Source organism: Prevotella micans F0438 (assembly GCF_000243035.1).
Classification (GTDB): Bacteria; Bacteroidota; Bacteroidia; order Bacteroidales; family Bacteroidaceae; genus Prevotella; species Prevotella micans.
The window spans coordinates 785,124-799,495 of record NZ_JH594521.1 but is presented as its reverse complement, the minus strand read 5'-3'; the positions used below and the strand labels follow the sequence as shown (position 1 = coordinate 799,495).

The 14,372-nt window shown below is 46.3% G+C and carries 17 protein-coding genes and 2 pseudogenes; 7 read left to right on the top strand and 12 right to left on the bottom strand.

The window, feature by feature from the left end:
• Nucleotides 1–21: 21 nt before the first annotated feature.
• A complete protein-coding gene (locus HMPREF9140_RS03305) occupies nucleotides 22–1,251 on the bottom strand; it encodes a site-specific integrase (RefSeq protein WP_006951732.1) in 1,230 nt (409 codons plus the stop codon).
• Between the two features lie 284 nt (nucleotides 1,252–1,535).
• Between HMPREF9140_RS03305 and HMPREF9140_RS10145 the strand changes: the two are divergent.
• From HMPREF9140_RS10145 to HMPREF9140_RS03275, 7 genes and pseudogenes are all read left to right on the top strand, one after another.
• Nucleotides 1,536–1,733 (top strand): annotated as a pseudogene (locus tag HMPREF9140_RS10145) (tyrosine-type recombinase/integrase); the annotation flags it as partial.
• Nucleotides 1,734–1,770: 37 nt separating this feature from the next.
• Nucleotides 1,771–2,235 carry a DUF1896 domain-containing protein gene (locus HMPREF9140_RS03300; RefSeq protein ID WP_006951728.1) on the top strand — a complete coding sequence of 155 codons (465 nt, stop codon included), beginning with the start codon at nucleotides 1,771–1,773 and terminating at the stop codon, nucleotides 2,233–2,235.
• Nucleotides 2,236–2,374: 139 nt separating this feature from the next.
• Nucleotides 2,375–2,722, top strand: a pseudogene (locus HMPREF9140_RS10140) (hypothetical protein).
• A 343-nt stretch (nucleotides 2,723–3,065) separates the two neighbouring features.
• Nucleotides 3,066–3,497: a hypothetical protein gene (locus HMPREF9140_RS03290; protein WP_006951726.1), complete on the top strand. Its 432-nt coding sequence runs from the start codon at nucleotides 3,066–3,068 to the stop codon at nucleotides 3,495–3,497.
• A gap of 6 nt (nucleotides 3,498–3,503) precedes the next feature.
• Nucleotides 3,504–3,923 (top strand): PcfK-like family protein, encoded by a 420-nt coding sequence (locus HMPREF9140_RS03285; protein ID WP_006951725.1) that lies wholly within the window; start codon nucleotides 3,504–3,506, stop codon nucleotides 3,921–3,923.
• A gap of 4 nt (nucleotides 3,924–3,927) precedes the next feature.
• Nucleotides 3,928–5,202, top strand: coding sequence for a PcfJ domain-containing protein (locus tag HMPREF9140_RS03280; protein ID WP_006951724.1), 1,275 nt, complete (start codon nucleotides 3,928–3,930; stop codon nucleotides 5,200–5,202).
• A gap of 428 nt (nucleotides 5,203–5,630) precedes the next feature.
• Entirely contained in the window at nucleotides 5,631–6,098 is a 468-nt protein-coding gene (locus tag HMPREF9140_RS03275) for an HU family DNA-binding protein (protein ID WP_025073392.1), read from the top strand.
• Nucleotides 6,099–6,184: 86 nt separating this feature from the next.
• Here HMPREF9140_RS03275 and HMPREF9140_RS03270 read toward each other — a convergent pair whose 3' ends face one another.
• The 11 genes from HMPREF9140_RS03270 to HMPREF9140_RS03225 form a co-directional block, all read right to left on the bottom strand.
• On the bottom strand, nucleotides 6,185–6,787 hold the full coding sequence (locus HMPREF9140_RS03270) for a type 1 glutamine amidotransferase family protein (RefSeq protein WP_006951721.1): 603 nt from the start codon (nucleotides 6,785–6,787) through the stop codon (nucleotides 6,185–6,187).
• Nucleotides 6,788–6,875: 88 nt separating this feature from the next.
• Nucleotides 6,876–7,382, bottom strand: a complete 507-nt coding sequence (locus tag HMPREF9140_RS03265) for a glycoside hydrolase family protein (protein ID WP_018572087.1) — start codon at nucleotides 7,380–7,382, stop codon at nucleotides 6,876–6,878.
• A gap of 11 nt (nucleotides 7,383–7,393) precedes the next feature.
• Nucleotides 7,394–7,852 (bottom strand): DUF3872 domain-containing protein, encoded by a 459-nt coding sequence (locus tag HMPREF9140_RS03260; protein WP_018572088.1) that lies wholly within the window; start codon nucleotides 7,850–7,852, stop codon nucleotides 7,394–7,396.
• 12 nt (nucleotides 7,853–7,864) lie between these two features.
• Entirely contained in the window at nucleotides 7,865–8,455 is a 591-nt protein-coding gene (locus HMPREF9140_RS03255; RefSeq protein WP_018572089.1) for a conjugal transfer protein TraO, read from the bottom strand.
• Nucleotides 8,449–9,399, bottom strand: coding sequence for a conjugative transposon protein TraN (gene traN / locus HMPREF9140_RS03250; protein WP_006951717.1), 951 nt, complete (start codon nucleotides 9,397–9,399; stop codon nucleotides 8,449–8,451). The genes HMPREF9140_RS03255 and traN overlap by 7 nt, the downstream gene beginning before the upstream one ends.
• A 49-nt stretch (nucleotides 9,400–9,448) precedes the next feature.
• The gene (traM, locus tag HMPREF9140_RS03245; protein WP_006951716.1) at nucleotides 9,449–10,720 is read right to left on the bottom strand and encodes a conjugative transposon protein TraM; all 1,272 of its coding nucleotides are present in this window, start codon (nucleotides 10,718–10,720) and stop codon (nucleotides 9,449–9,451) included.
• On the bottom strand, nucleotides 10,713–11,015 hold the full coding sequence (locus tag HMPREF9140_RS10135; protein ID WP_006951715.1) for a hypothetical protein: 303 nt from the start codon (nucleotides 11,013–11,015) through the stop codon (nucleotides 10,713–10,715). The genes traM and HMPREF9140_RS10135 overlap by 8 nt, the downstream gene beginning before the upstream one ends.
• 4 nt (nucleotides 11,016–11,019) lie before the next feature.
• Nucleotides 11,020–11,580: a conjugative transposon protein TraK gene (gene traK / locus HMPREF9140_RS03240; protein ID WP_018572092.1), complete on the bottom strand. Its 561-nt coding sequence runs from the start codon at nucleotides 11,578–11,580 to the stop codon at nucleotides 11,020–11,022.
• 82 nt (nucleotides 11,581–11,662) lie between these two features.
• Nucleotides 11,663–12,094 (bottom strand): HU family DNA-binding protein, encoded by a 432-nt coding sequence (locus tag HMPREF9140_RS03235; RefSeq protein WP_006951713.1) that lies wholly within the window; start codon nucleotides 12,092–12,094, stop codon nucleotides 11,663–11,665.
• 288 nt (nucleotides 12,095–12,382) lie between these two features.
• Nucleotides 12,383–12,562 (bottom strand): hypothetical protein, encoded by a 180-nt coding sequence (locus tag HMPREF9140_RS03230; RefSeq protein WP_026253258.1) that lies wholly within the window; start codon nucleotides 12,560–12,562, stop codon nucleotides 12,383–12,385.
• Between the two features lie 48 nt (nucleotides 12,563–12,610).
• Nucleotides 12,611–14,161: a hypothetical protein gene (locus tag HMPREF9140_RS03225; protein ID WP_006951712.1), complete on the bottom strand. Its 1,551-nt coding sequence runs from the start codon at nucleotides 14,159–14,161 to the stop codon at nucleotides 12,611–12,613.
• Nucleotides 14,162–14,372 lie beyond the last annotated feature (211 nt).

Here is a 14,372-nt window from a genome sequence, read left to right as displayed (position 1 = left end):
CGTTTGTTATCTATGGGGTGTTTATAATATGAGTTTCAAATCCTTTGTCGCTTCGATGTATTTGTCCATATCCTCGAAAAGCTTCTTGGGCGTAACCTTCGCATAGACCTGAGTAGTTTGCAGGTTGGAATGCCCCAGCATCTTGCAGATGGTCTCGATAGGAACGCCGGCTTCCAAGGTAATCAGCGATGCAAACGAGTGCCTGCCGGCATGGTAGGTCAGGTCTTCCTTGATGCCCGCAAGAACCGCAAGGCTTTTCATCAGACGGCGTAGATTGGGATGGTACAGCATGGGAAAGAGTGTCGGACGAGCATCATCCCTGTACTTCTCTATCAGGTCAAGGGCTTCGGGCAGCAGCTTGACACAGGCACGAAGCTCGTTTTTCTTGCGGCGGTATTTAAGCCACAGCCCGCCATTCTCATCCGTGAACAGATTGTCACGTGTAACGGAAACGGCATCGGCGTAGGCTGTTCCCGTATAGCAGGCAAAGAGAAAGAGATCTCTTGCCAAGATATGGGAGGCGCGATTTTCGGGGATTACTAAGTCACGGATTTTCTCGACGGATTCTCGGCTTAGGGCTTTCGGCGTTTTCTCCTTTGGTTGGGGAAGACTGAAGTGGGCGAAGAAGCATCTGTCGGCATAACCGTCCTTATAGGCTTTTCGGCATACTTTCTTGACGATAGCCAGATAGTGCCGGCAGGTATCTATGGCAAGTCCTTTCTCGTCCAAGATGAAACTCTGGTAATCGTGGATAAACTGCTCCGTCATCTGACCGAAAGCAACATCTTTGGTGCGAAACTCCTTTTCGATGAACTCTGCCAAGGTTCTCCGGGTATAGATATAGGCAGGATAAGTTCCCTTTGCACGGTCTATCCCGATGCGCTTCCTCAAATCCTCGCAGACAATGTCCGTCATCTCCAACAGGGTCATCTGTGTTCCGAGACTTCCTTGAAACAGATTCTTGACGCCTTCTGCATCAAAATCGACCTTACGTTCCACCAAGGTATCGAATGCCGTATGGATGGAGAGCATCAGCTTGTCCAGCTTCGCATTGGTCTCCACGGCTTCATGGCTCTTACCTTTCAGACGGCTTTCACGAGGATTCCACAGGTCGGATGTGCAGGAGATTTTGCAACTGAATTGCACCATCGAACGATTGACGGTGATACGTCCCATAATGGGCGCTTTGCCCGACTTGTCCAACCTGCTCTTTTTGAGGTAGAGCAACACCTTGAATTTTTCTATTTTCATACGCTTTAATTTTATGGGCAAAATTACCCGTTGTTAAAGCGTTCTTTGATAAGCAAAACGTTGTGTAACAGTGAGATAGAACCCATGTCAGAAAAACCTTTCCTTTTCCGTTACCTCACCACACTAGGGAAACCAACGGATAACGGTATGGTAACCGAAAGGATTCAATATTCCGTGTTGAACTGCTTTCCTATCATACTCGCAGAATATAGAAAATCGACTAATTCACAACACGTTATCGGTTTATTCTCTATATTCTTCCAAATTCTCAAATGGTAGGTATTTTCCACATGGCTCGCCATACATTTGCTACAATGTCACTGAGCAAGGGCGTTCCGATGGAAAGTGTGTCGAAGATGCTGGGGCACACCAACCTAAAAACAACCCAAATCTACGCACGTATCACGAACAAGAAGATAGAGCATGATATGGAAGAACTGGCTGGCAAGCTTGGCAAGTTCAATACGGCTATGGGTATGTAATATGATAATGTAATAACTCTAAAATAGAAAGAAGATTATGGAAACAAAGAAAGAACCGTCCTACTTCCGATTGAAGTTAGAGACTTATCTTGGTGAGCATTTCCCAGAAATGATGAGTGACAACTCATTCATAACGACAAGAGCTGATGAATCCCTTACTACCTATTGTGATGCAGTGGCACAAGGCTTCTCGCATCCCGAAGCAGAGGTAATGGCAAGCGAAGTATTATACCAAGATTTGCATTTTTCCAAGTATGACACGCTTGTGTCTGTCTTGGAGAATGAGTTCGAGAAAGAACTCCCTTCTCCTCTTCCTGAAAGACTAACACCAATGCTTCTGAAGAATAAGGCTGTGCAAAGCGTTTTCAATAAGTACGAACTGACAGACGACTTTGGTGCAAGTCCAGAGTATGAGAAACTCTACACCGAACTGACAGGGACAATAGTTCTGCTTATCGAGATCAATGGTCTGCCAACAGTCGATAGTGAGAACATGACTTGATGTAACACCATCGGGAGTTTTTGTAGTGTCAAGAGCCAAGATAAACGCTCCGCTCCACACGCCAAGAGTTTGTACCAACACTTGTCTTTGTGTAGCCTGCGCATCTTGTTATTGCTCTTGAACTATTAAAAGCTCCGATATGAATACAATCATCATGAATCAAGACGTTCACACACCTGCCTTCATCAAGGCAGACACATCGAACAAAACCAATAATGTCAAGCAGCAGCCGACTTCTCCCAAGTAAGTCCGCCGCTTCTCTTGGATACGCTTCATCGAACTCGCCATCCTGCTTTCCATCGTTATCGGTGCCATTTGGCTTATCTCGAAGATAGTAACACCGCAAGTCGTAACTGCCATCTCTGTCATTGTAGGTTTTCTGATACTACGCTTTATAGTCAGGGTAATACTAAAAGTGACATTTACGCTACTGAGCATTCTCTTCTGGCTGGCGATACTCTGTGCCATCCTGCTATGCGTGCTTTGAGAAGCACAGCTCTCTCATTTTATTTCATTAGGTGGTTATCTCGCATTTTGAGATAGCCACCTTTTCTATTTTCCACTACGAGCGTTGCACTTTTGCTTCTTTTCCAATGCTCCACGATATGCGATGACAAGGAAACGGATGCTGTTCCCTTTTTATCCGCAAAGGTAGTACGGGGCTTGTGGCTTTCTCAAGGTCTGTGCCGCTTGGTTTGTCTGGAAAATCTCCACACCTACGGGTTGTATTTTCCGCCAAAACCTTGTGCAAGCCCGCCCCGCTACCTCTATTTTGCTACAAAAAGGAATCAGCATACTCCGATCTTTGGACGCATAAAAAAAATGTCGCTATGGATAAGCAAAAAGTAAATACAACATCTTCGATGAACAGAAAAGGATATAGCTCCTCCTCTCATTACCGCATTAACCCTGTGGCTGAAAAAAGTGAGCAAGTGTTGGCAATTAAGTTTGTACAATGGGACGTACCCTCTTTGGAGAGCCTTTGTAATAGCAAAGTATATCTCCTACGTGTGAAACTCTATTGTGGCGAGCGTATGAGCCGTGAGGAAAAGAATTGGCTATGTGAAGCGGTGAACTCAAACACCTATTTCCGCACAGCCGTTCCACTGCAAGGCTATCGCTTTGACTTCTTTGATGTACTGAAGAAATACCTTGTCAATCAGTACGGACAATGGACAGAGTATTACGCACCCGACAGAACAAGCCTAAGAGCCTACCTATATGGACGTATCAATCAAATTGTAGAAATTCCTAAATATTAAAGAACTATGAAAGGAACAGAACATTTCACACGGACAATAGCCGAGTATCTCAATCAGCGTGCTATGGCAGACCCCTTGTTTGCCCCCAACTTGATGAAGCCTAACAAGAACATAGAAGATTGTGTAACCTACATCTTAAACGAGGTGAAGAAAAGCGGTTGCAATGGTTTCGACGACGATGAAATCTTCTCTATGGCTGTTCACTACTACGATGAGGACGATATAGAAGTCGGCAAGGCTGTTTCTTGCCAAGTAGCCGTTAATCACATTGTAGAACTCACGGAGGAAGAAAAAGCCAAAGCAAGGCAGGAAGCCATTAAGCAATATCAGCGTGAGGAACTTGCCAAGTTACAGAGCCGTAATGCACGAGTGAAAAAGACCGAGAATGTAGCATCCCAAGTACAACCATCACTATTCGATTTTTAAGCCTATGAAACCGAGAAACAAATTTGAAAAGGCAGTTTTGGAACAAAGCAAGCATCTTCGCCCAATAACCAAGACACAAGACAAGTGGGCATTCCGTGAGTGCATAGACCACTTTGCCTACCGCTTGCCAAAAGGTCGTACCACTTGTATGGATTGTGGGCATAGTTGGGTAATGAACAAACATAGAGAAACTTGCACTTGCCCTCATTGCAGGGCAAAGTTGCAGGTCAAGGAAACCTATGAGCGCAAGTTGCAGCAGAAGCAGTATTTCACCCTACTTACCACTTGTGGAGAGTGTCAAGTATTGCGTATGTTCCTACTTATTGTGGGTACGGAGAAAGGTTATAAAGCACAGACTTCTATAATTGAGATTGGGCAATATTGGTGGAATATGCAGGGACGAAAAGCTGTGGTTGCCATACAGAGGGTATTGGGACACTATGTTGATACCTTTTCCTATTATAGTCCTATGGCAATCCGTAACGATAATGAAGCCTATCAACATATTGCCTACTCACCCATATATCCGAAGTTCAAGGTTACAGACATACTTCGTAGAAATGGTTTTAAGGATAATTTCTATGGCATCGTGCCTACTAAGTTTATTCCTGCATTACTTACAGACAGCCGTGTGGAAACATTGCTAAAGGCAGGTAGCACAGACCATTTACGTTACTTTCTTGGCAACAGGAGGACTTTTGAGGAACTATGGCAGTCCTACAAGATAGCAGTCCGTAATGGCTATGAGATAGCAGACATTTCTCTTTGGAGTGATTATGTAGATACACTTAGAAGATTAGGTAAAGATATTCATAATCCAAAATATTTATGCCCCACAGACCTTAAAGGCGAACACGACCGCAGACACGAGGAACTTCTCAGATTGCGTGAAAGGGAGGAGATAGAACAGAAGCAAAAGAAGGCAATGGAAGATGAAAAGCGTTTCAAGGAACTCAAATCCAAGTTTTTCGGTATCTGTTTTACGGACGGCACAATCCAAGTCCACGTGTTGGAGAGTGTGCAGGAACATTTGGAAGAAGGTGTATCAATGCACCATTGCGTATTTTCTAATGCATACTACCTCAAGGAGGACTCCCTTATCCTTTCGGCTACCATTGAAGGCAAGCGAATAGAGACCATTGAAGTATCATTACGAACTTTGGAAGTGGTACAAAGTCGTGGAGTGTGCAACAAGAATACTGAATACCACGAGCAGATAGTAAACCTTGTCAACGCTAATCGAGGTCTTATAAGCCGAAGAATGAAAGTAATAGCATAAAGTATGAACCATTAAATTATCAGAGATATGAAAACAGAGATTGAAAACATTATCTACAATTGGACGGATGAGATACCGCATATTCTCATTAGGGTTATTAATTAACCATATCCAAATTTACAGAAGAGGTTTGTCAGTTTCTTCAAAAAGGGTCTACCTTTTCGGCAAAAAAGGTAGACCTTTTTAATTGAAAAGGTAGACCCTTTTGACGAAATAGGTAGACCTTTTTCTGATAATAGGTAGATGGTTTTACTCGTTTAGGTGAACCTCTTTGCAAAAAAGGGTTGATAAATGTCAAAAGAAATATGTGCTTTTCTTGGAGATAATCAAGAAATTTCTTACCTTTGTGATATAAATCTATTAACAAGTTGAGGAGGATAAAGCCCCAGCCTCCAAAGGCTTAACAATCGGGGGCAACACTAATGACTATGGCGAACAGACCCATTGCTTATACGCTAAAGGAGCGTAAAGGAACAGTTGGAAGTTTGAAAGGGAAAATCGTTCTGCAGGCACATCCTACAGGACGAAAGAGAGTTGATCATCGTAGTTTCTGTGACGAAGTGGCACACGCAACAACGTTCACAGGTGCAGAAGTCGAGGCTGTTCTCAGACTTGCAGCCGAGATTGCAAAAAAGCACGTTGAGAACGGAGACATTGTAGACTTCGGAGACATCGGGACACTTACACCTTCTTTCCAGAGTAAATTGGTTGAGAAAGGAAAAGCGGAGTTCAACCCAAAGGTTCATATCACGAAACCTGTGGTACACCTCACTCCCTCAAAGAAGTATTTTACACTTACTGGCGTGAGCTACGAGCGTGTTACTGCACCTGACAAGGAAACTAAGAAGCCAGTTGAGAATCATTCTCAATCGGGACCAGAGATTGCAGAGCCATAAGGGGGACGAACGAGACTTTCTAATATTTACATTGATGCGTGGAGCACATTGTCTCCACGCATCAATTTTATTTAGTAGTATGACTACTATTTTACAAATCCATTCTTATAAAAGTCATACCAATCTGCAATCTTTTTAGGAGTATTGGCTTTCAGAAGTAAGAGCATTTCACGAGTGAACTCCAAATGACCAGTAATATTTGCTGTAACAATATTTTTATCACTCACTGCCTGTGCGTTCACATATCCTGTTTCGTTCGTGTATCTTTCACCACCCCATTGTTTAAGTTGGTCGAGACCATTACCCGTATGTTTTACGTTGTTCAAGAAGCCATGAGCACACAGAAACGATGCTCCGTTGCATATCGCTCCTACTATTTTACCCTTATCCAATGCTTCTTGTACCAGTGGCGCAACAAGTTCTGCTTCAGGAGAATCCCATCGATTGCCACCGATAAGGACTAAGGCTGCATAGTCTTTGGGCATATTCTCAAAAGAATAATCGGGCAACGTTTTGAATCCACCAATGGAACAGACTGCATCTAATGTCGGAGCAACTGTATGCACTCTGTACTTGATTTCACTACCTGGTATTACGCCAACATGAAGGGCTGTAGAGAGAAAAGCACCTTCCCAATCTGTGTACTCATTCAATAAGACGAAGAGTACCTTTTTTGTTTCTTTATTCATTGCTTATCCTATTTAATCGTAATACAAAGTTACAATTTTTCAGCAAAACAGAAACAACATCATAGGAATAATTCTTGGTTTAATATAGTCAGATGATAAAGAACAACGCAAACTCAACCTTTCGGCGTTTGACTAACCCATTCAAAACCTTTCCCTTGTATCTGCAGAACGAAACATACTCCCGATAGATATTTCTGTTTCCTGCCTCAATTTTTCGCAGCAACCTACTTTTGGGATGCCTACCATATCCAAGCAGTCGCCCTACACCAACATTGTAGGCAAGCAAGGTCAATAGCAGCGCATCCTTGCCATAGCCCTTGAAGTGTTCAAAGCATTTCCAAAGGTCGGCACGGAGCAGGGAGTCCGCTTGCCGTTCTGTCATATCCGCCGTGAAACGTTCTCCCCGTTGCAGCTGATGCCCATATCCAACATACGGATAATTCTTCCAGCCGTGCATGCCCTCAAAGTATTTTACTACGACTACCGCACGCTCAAAAGGTGGCAAGTCTGCCAGCCGCACCCTGCGCTGAGCAAGGATCGGCTGACAGAACAGGCAGAATACACAAAGTAAAATGAAAGAATTTATCGTTCGCATCAATTATGGTCTTAGTGGCGAGAAGATGCAGGCTTATCCTTGCCCTCTTCTCGCTCGTTGTTAAAACTAAAGGTCAGTTGCTGCACCTTACCAAAACTATCCTCCACATATACATCTATCGTCTGGCGGTCAGATGAGAGCGAAGTGTAATACAGGCGGAACACATCCTTCGTTAGCGGATAGCGGTCGTTTGGCTTGAAGACCGTGCCGTTATCATTTCTTAGCAAGCCCTTGCCGTCAGACTGGAAATAACGTATCGTATAGCGAGTGTCTGCAAACTCACCGCCTCGCTTCAGCGTGCAGCGTATCTCTGCCGTCTGTCCCCTTATGATGTCCTTCTGAACCGGCATTGTCTCCACCGTAAACGGATAAGACTGCTGAACATCCAAATCCCTATCACAAGCAGATAGGCAAAACACGGCAAGGGTCAGCACGCCCATTACCCAAATCATATTCAATATCTTCTTCATCTTTTCTTCTACTTAAAAGTTAAACCTTAGTCCTGCTGAAACAGCCGGACGAAAACGATGCACGTCCGTTCCAAAGAGGAACCGTCCCTGCGCCTTTACAAGAAAAAGGACTCCATCTGTTAGAAACACTTCCACCGAGCCATGCACGGCACCGCCATAGACAAAGCGGGAGCGGTCGAGCAGTGTTGCCCCATCGGGCAGCAGCTTCTTGTCCTCGTTCAGCTGCTCATAGCCACCCAAGGCGGATATGCCACCATAAAGAAACACGTTCTTACCTCTGTCGGAGAGAACAGGGTGCATATAGCCCACCTGCAAGAGTGCATCTTTGAGTTTTACGTTATAACTTCTGTACGGCATATTCTGCTGTTCATACTCTGCCATAACAAAAGTATAATTCTCACGACCCAGATAGTGGGTGAGTGATGCTCCCATGCCGAAATTGTCAGCTGCAAGGAACTTTTCACCCTTGATAAGCGGAACACTCCCTGCGACCTCTACGCCCCTTTGCTTGGGGATAAGTCGCTGTGCCTGCGATGGCAGACTGAAAGTCATAGCCACCGCAATGCATACTGTCAGAATGATATTGCTCTTCTTCATCACCATTTCAGTTTGAGGTTATCAATCTTCTTTGCCAGCTGCAGGTCTTCTGCCGTTACATAAAAAGTCAGCGTACGACCGCCATTCCTCTCATAGAGCGTCACTTCAAGCTGCTTGTCTTCTGCAAGAGAAAACTGCTCGAGCGCAAACACAGCGTGTTCACTACCCATGCCACGCACCTGCATCACCTGATGATAGGCACGAAGCGGCTGCAACAGCTGCTCTTGTATAGCGGTGCGCTTTGCCATCTTCTTATCTACAACCTTGAATGTGATAAAGTCCACCGAGTACGGCATATTCGTGCCGTTTTCCATTCGAGTGTGGAAATACAGCAAGCCGTTATGGGCATACAAGCCACGAAGCAGGAACTTCATACCGAACTGCTGTGCACCGATGTGCTTAATGCAGCGTCTGTCATTCTGATAGATGGTCTGCATCATCAGCTTTACTAATACGGGCGACTCGTTACCAAGTTCCTTAAAGTAAATATCAGAGCGATTGCTTGGCAGCCTGCCTTCCGTCGTGGAGAGAAAGTCTTTCATCTCAATGCTGAGTTTCTCCGGTTCATCAGCATACTTCACGTTGAAAGCATAGAAAGAGCCGTCCTCACAGATGACACTCATGTTAGTCTCTGTCTCAAAGTCCTTCACCGAAGCCTTTACACGTAGTACGTTCTCAGCATCCTCCGCCTTCCCCGCGATGATGTTCTGTGAACCTAAGTCTACATAGCGGATGGCAGAAGGGAAGATAAGATGCACGGTCTTGTCAAAGGTAACGTCAAGACCATAAGGCAGTACGACACGCCCTGTTGGAATAGCACGACTCATACCTTGAAAAAGCTCTCCTGAAGTAAGCGGTCGGCTTGGTGTCAGGCCATCATTGTTTTCCTGTGCTGTGGCTGTTGCTCCCACCATGGCAAGCATAGCCATTGATAAAATAATTTTCTTCATTGTTCCTTTTTTATTTGATGTTATTTTTTACTTATCATTTTCGATTGTTTTATTTGGACTGAACCAAGAAAAGGCGGTAGCCACCCTTGAGCGTTACCTTGACGGTGCGCAGTTTCTTCTGAAGCAGCTGACTTGCACCCTGCATCACCCCACGGGCAGCCTCGGAGAGAATCTGGTCCTTGGCAGAGGAAGCGAAGGTAAAGGATGTACCCATTGAACCGCCGATGTTCGCCCCGACTTCCTTAAGCGCATTGATGTCCTCCGAACCTGGTATATACACACCCTCCTGTCCGTCCGTATCGTATGCCGAGAGCTTGACAGCTATGATATGGCCGTCTACCTCAATGCTTTTGATAAGCAGGTGCATACGATTGCCCTCAATCTTGGCAACGGCTATGAGTCGGCTTTGCCGTGGAATGTGCAGTCCCTGTACCTTGGCACTTTCCAGCAGACGGAGCATGACATTATCTCCCTCTTTGAGCGTCGTTGTCCTGTCCACCACCACTTTGAGTGTGTTGCGCATCGTAGGTACAACCGTGCTTGCGAGCGAGTGAAAGCCCAAGTTGCGTGCTTTCGTGCCATACTCCTTGATGAAGTCCGCATCGCTCATCGGCTGCCCCAGTGAGGATACTACTTGTTTGCGTTCCGCCAAGATTTCCATTGCAGGCAAGTCGGCCGAACCTCCGCTTATATTACTGCCCATACTCTGACCTTTGTCCGTAGCCATTTGCCCTTTACCCTCGGTAAAGTCATTACCCAAAGATGGTGCAGCGGCAGAAGCCTTGGGAAGATACTTCGCTGCCATCTGATAGCTCTTTTCCATCAAGGCAAGCTGCCGTTTCTCTTCATTGTCCTCCTTACTATCCTTTTGAGATAGTTCTTTCTTTAGATTATCAATCTCCGAGCGCAGGGCTTCACGCTCCTGCTCGTGTGGGTCGGGAGCGTAAAAAGAGTTCAAGAGCCGATTATTCTCCTCATAGCGATGCATGGAGTTTTCTATCTTTGCCGTAGAAGCAGCTGTCTCTGCACGCTGCTCCTCTGATGGAGCAGTGTTCTGTGCGAAATAGTCCGATAGTCTGCCCATCTCCTCGCGGGTCTGTTCCTCCTCATGTGCCTTGTCGCCTAATTCGTAGGCTTTGAGCTTGTTTTCGGTGAGCTTTTCTGTCGTTGCCTGCGGGATGCTGTCATTGAGTCCCTGTTCCGCTGCGGTCTTATCCTTGCCCGACGGTGCGAAGATAAACCACATCGAGAGGGCAAACAGCACTCCCAGACCTCCGAAGACCAAGCCTTTCTTCATTTGTTCTTTCTGTTTATTATCCATTTTCTTTGATTGTTTGATGATGTTGTACGTAAAAATTGCCGTGTAACTCATGTAAAGTACTGTCCGTCCGTATCGGACTGTCCATCAGCTTTCCCGTGGGGATGGGTAGTTTTTCCTTCTTTGGAGGAAGGAAAAACTGCGCTATCATCCAAAGCGAGCACAGCAGATAGATGAAACTCAGCCCATAGACGATTTCCTTTCTCTGCCTTATCGTGAGCCTTTCACACCGATGGCGAAGCCATAGGTGAAAGCGCAGATAGTGACGTGAGAGTAAAAAGTATCTTTTCCTTGCCATAGCCTTATCGTTTATAAGTCTGTATGTCCCTGTTCTCCTTGACGAGGAAGTTCTCCATCAGGAAGCCTTGTGGGTTATTATCCGAACGGACTGAGTTCTGCAGCGTGCAGGTCGTAACAAGACTGCGCTCCGTAACATTACTCTGGCGGACGATAAACTCCCTTGCATAGGTCGTTACCGCATAAGGGTAAGTATTAAAGTTGCAGTGGATAGAGTCCACCTCTATGCGCTGATTGACATTACCCGATATGGCACGGTTATAATAGCCCTTCTCTGCCAAGTCCTTGTAATAGTTGAAAGCCGACTTGTCGCACAGCACGAAGACACGTTCCATATTCTTCTCGATGGCATCCTTGTCGGGCGCAATGGTGAAGAACAGCTCGTGGAAGCGACGCACATGCTCCCGCGCTTCGGCGGGGCAGTTCTGCGACAAGTCCTGCGAGAGGGCGAGCATCAGGCTCTTGCCCCCGTCCAATACGTAAATCTTCTCGCGCTGCCGTTCGGCAAACCGTATTAGTACACAAAGCAGGGATGCAAGCACACGCGGCCGGCCTCCCTCTATCACTTTAAAAAATAGTAAAACAAAAAAGGGTAAAAAGACGCATCGGCATCTTTTCACCCTTTCACCTTTTCAATTCTTCACCTTTCTACGGCTTCGGCATTTTCGGCTTTTTATTCAAGTCCTTCCGTTTGGGGTTATCCACCTCCACCTCGATTTTACCGAGCGCCTTGCGGATAGCATCCTTCCACGTCACGATGATGCGAGGGCGTTTCAGCGCAGAGGCAACCGTCACGTCCTCCTCCTTCTCCAGCATCCGCGAGGGAATGGTAGTGCGAAGCGAAAAGATGTCGCCCAAGTCGAGCGAACCGCCCATCGTCACCACCTCCACCACGATGTTGCGCAGCGTGATAAACACGTTCCTCACATCGCCCTCGCTCAACGACGTTTCGCGCACGATGCGGTTGATGAGCCACTCCTGCGAGAACTTCATCGGAGCCTTCTGCACCGCTCCATACCCCTTCTGCCCCTTGCGCGGGCCTACTCTGAGAATACTCTCAACTACTTTAAAACTAATCATGTTTTCTTATGTATTAAATGAATAATGTGGGGCTCTGCCGTTGGGCTTTGCCCCGTTAACGTGTTCTGTTTCTGCGCATGTTTTGCACCCATACTTAAACTCCTTTTGGACGTATACTTAAGGTACCGGAGGACTGATACTTAAACTCGTCGAGGACTTTAACTTAGACTCCCAGAGGACTTTAACTTAGAGTCCATGAGGAGTGATACTTAACATCCTCAAGGAGTAATACCGAGACTCCCTCACGACCTCCAATAGCAGTCCTCCGGCACTTCCAATATCTCTCCCTTAGTCCTCCCAAGGCGAGTAGCCCGCCATCGTTTGTTCGCCTGCTCCGCCCTCCTCGTCTTCGTCGAAGATGCCGGGCTTGGCCAGTCCTTCGTTCTCGCCTACGGAGTGCGAACTCACAACAAATTGTGCGATATTATCGTCGGTCAAGAGTTGGATAACCTTAATCTGCGGGGTGATATATCTTTATTTCATTGTTTACTACTTATTACTTAATACTTTCTCTCCTTACTCCCTCACTACTTTCTTGCCGTTGACGATGTAGATGCCACGGCCGGGATTTGTAACTCGCCGCCCTTGGAGGTCATAGATGACGTTTTCGCGTGGCTGCATTGTCGGGCGAACGTCGCGTATGCCGGTCGTTTCGGCCTCCTTGCGGGCGGCATCGAAGTCGATTGTAAATCCTTTGGCGGGCGCAATGGCTAATGGCAGACGCAGACCAGCGCGATGAGCCGCCAGCTTGATGGAAGCACCATTCCGAGTGCCCTGCTTATAGAACCCGAGGCCCTCGTCGCCGTTATTGGAGAAGATATAATATTTGTAACCGGCTGCGTTGAACTCTTGCTCGGTGGCGGTGCCGATGAGCAGGTTGCCCGTGACGCTTTCTTCTGTTCCCGTCACGTTAGCTTGATATTCAACGGTGGTGTTGGGCGTGCCCTGCAGGATGAAGCCCGTCTGCTTGGGGATTATCTTGCCTGCACCGAACGCTTTCACCACAGCTTGGTCGGGAATTATCTTGCTTCCACTTGGGTTGATGCCCGTGATGATATACGCCGTGCAGCCCGCGGGTACTTTAAAGTTCTCGTTCTCCAAGTAATAGGATGTGTAGCCGGCAGAGCCGACCTTAACCTCCTCGCGGAACTTGTCGCTGTAAGCCGACCAATTGATGGCAGCCTTGTATGCGGTACTACAATCTACGGGAACAAAGATTTCGAGGGTAGATTGGGTGCCGAACGTGTTCTCGCCGAGGATGAAAGGCGTAGTGTGCAGAACGTCCACTCGCTGCTTGATGTCGTAAACTTCCTTACCCATCTGCTCGATCGTGGGCGGAACGCTAAAATTATCAAGCGGTAATCCTTGCCCACCTTCTCTTATACTGAAAGGCTCGTCGCCGATGATGCGTATCGTCGGAGGTAAAACGCTCACTTCTTTGATATAATTCACGGGATCTGTGGCATATTGGTGCGCAATAAACGACCAACTTCCAATCTCCTCAATCTTCGACTGTGCTAAACCGTGAATGCGTTTTCGAGTAAATGCTTCGCCTGACAATCCGAGGCGTTCAATCTCCTTTACATTGGGCGAAATCCATACTTCTTCTATTGTAGCGTGGTTTAACCAGGATTGTGGGATAACTTCTAAGTTTTCTGGCGTGCAAAGGTGCCTTACTGTTCCGCCATAGATAAAATTTCCTTCAGACTTCCTAATCGATGCGGGGAAGTTAATCGAGTCTACTTGAGTATTATTAAATGCACTACCCAAGAAAGTTACTTGATAGGTCTTGCCACCATATTCAACGGCTGAGGGAATTACGATAGGCTTGTCAGAGGGGTACTTTATTCCGTCTGCTGGATAAATAAATGCAACTTCATCAACAGAAGCATCATAGGACTTTTGATAGGAGGAAGAGCCTTCTAAGATCTCGAACCAAAGCTTAACGTTATGTTCACCGGTAACGCTGAACTTAGTCTGTGCCTTACTTGCCACAAGTGTGAAAAAGCAAACAAAGAGTAATAGAAATCTTTTCATACTGATTGTTATTTTATTTACTGAATACATACATAAAAATCATCGTTATTTGCCTCTTGCGCGGCTTGGCAAAAGGGTACGAAAAAGCGAACAAAGGGAACTCTTACGAGCCCTTTGCTGATGGGGGTTACGACACGCTTCACGCGCGCGTAAGCGAAAGTGAAAAATGTGTAGTTAGACGCTAGGTGCGAATGTGTGTGTGTGTGTGTGTGTGTGTGTGTGTGTGTGTGTGTGTGTGTGT

Excerpts from the sequence above, each read along its gene's own strand:
- HMPREF9140_RS03305 (WP_006951732.1), bottom strand. The coding sequence starts at position 1,251 with ATGAAAATAGAAAAATTCAAGGTGTTGCTCTACCTCAAAAAGAGCAGG.
- HMPREF9140_RS03300 (WP_006951728.1), top strand. The coding sequence starts at position 1,771 with ATGGAAACAAAGAAAGAACCGTCCTACTTCCGATTGAAGTTAGAGACT.
- HMPREF9140_RS03290 (WP_006951726.1), top strand. The coding sequence starts at position 3,066 with ATGGATAAGCAAAAAGTAAATACAACATCTTCGATGAACAGAAAAGGA.
- HMPREF9140_RS03285 (WP_006951725.1), top strand. The coding sequence starts at position 3,504 with ATGAAAGGAACAGAACATTTCACACGGACAATAGCCGAGTATCTCAAT.
- HMPREF9140_RS03280 (WP_006951724.1), top strand. The coding sequence starts at position 3,928 with ATGAAACCGAGAAACAAATTTGAAAAGGCAGTTTTGGAACAAAGCAAG.
- HMPREF9140_RS03275 (WP_025073392.1), top strand. The coding sequence starts at position 5,631 with ATGGCGAACAGACCCATTGCTTATACGCTAAAGGAGCGTAAAGGAACA.
- HMPREF9140_RS03270 (WP_006951721.1), bottom strand. The coding sequence starts at position 6,787 with ATGAATAAAGAAACAAAAAAGGTACTCTTCGTCTTATTGAATGAGTAC.
- HMPREF9140_RS03265 (WP_018572087.1), bottom strand. The coding sequence starts at position 7,382 with ATGCGAACGATAAATTCTTTCATTTTACTTTGTGTATTCTGCCTGTTC.
- HMPREF9140_RS03260 (WP_018572088.1), bottom strand. The coding sequence starts at position 7,852 with ATGAAGAAGATATTGAATATGATTTGGGTAATGGGCGTGCTGACCCTT.
- HMPREF9140_RS03255 (WP_018572089.1), bottom strand. The coding sequence starts at position 8,455 with ATGGTGATGAAGAAGAGCAATATCATTCTGACAGTATGCATTGCGGTG.
- traN (WP_006951717.1), bottom strand. The coding sequence starts at position 9,399 with ATGAAGAAAATTATTTTATCAATGGCTATGCTTGCCATGGTGGGAGCA.
- traM (WP_006951716.1), bottom strand. The coding sequence starts at position 10,720 with ATGGATAATAAACAGAAAGAACAAATGAAGAAAGGCTTGGTCTTCGGA.
- HMPREF9140_RS10135 (WP_006951715.1), bottom strand. The coding sequence starts at position 11,015 with ATGGCAAGGAAAAGATACTTTTTACTCTCACGTCACTATCTGCGCTTT.
- HMPREF9140_RS03235 (WP_006951713.1), bottom strand. The coding sequence starts at position 12,094 with ATGATTAGTTTTAAAGTAGTTGAGAGTATTCTCAGAGTAGGCCCGCGC.
- HMPREF9140_RS03225 (WP_006951712.1), bottom strand. The coding sequence starts at position 14,161 with ATGTATTCAGTAAATAAAATAACAATCAGTATGAAAAGATTTCTATTA.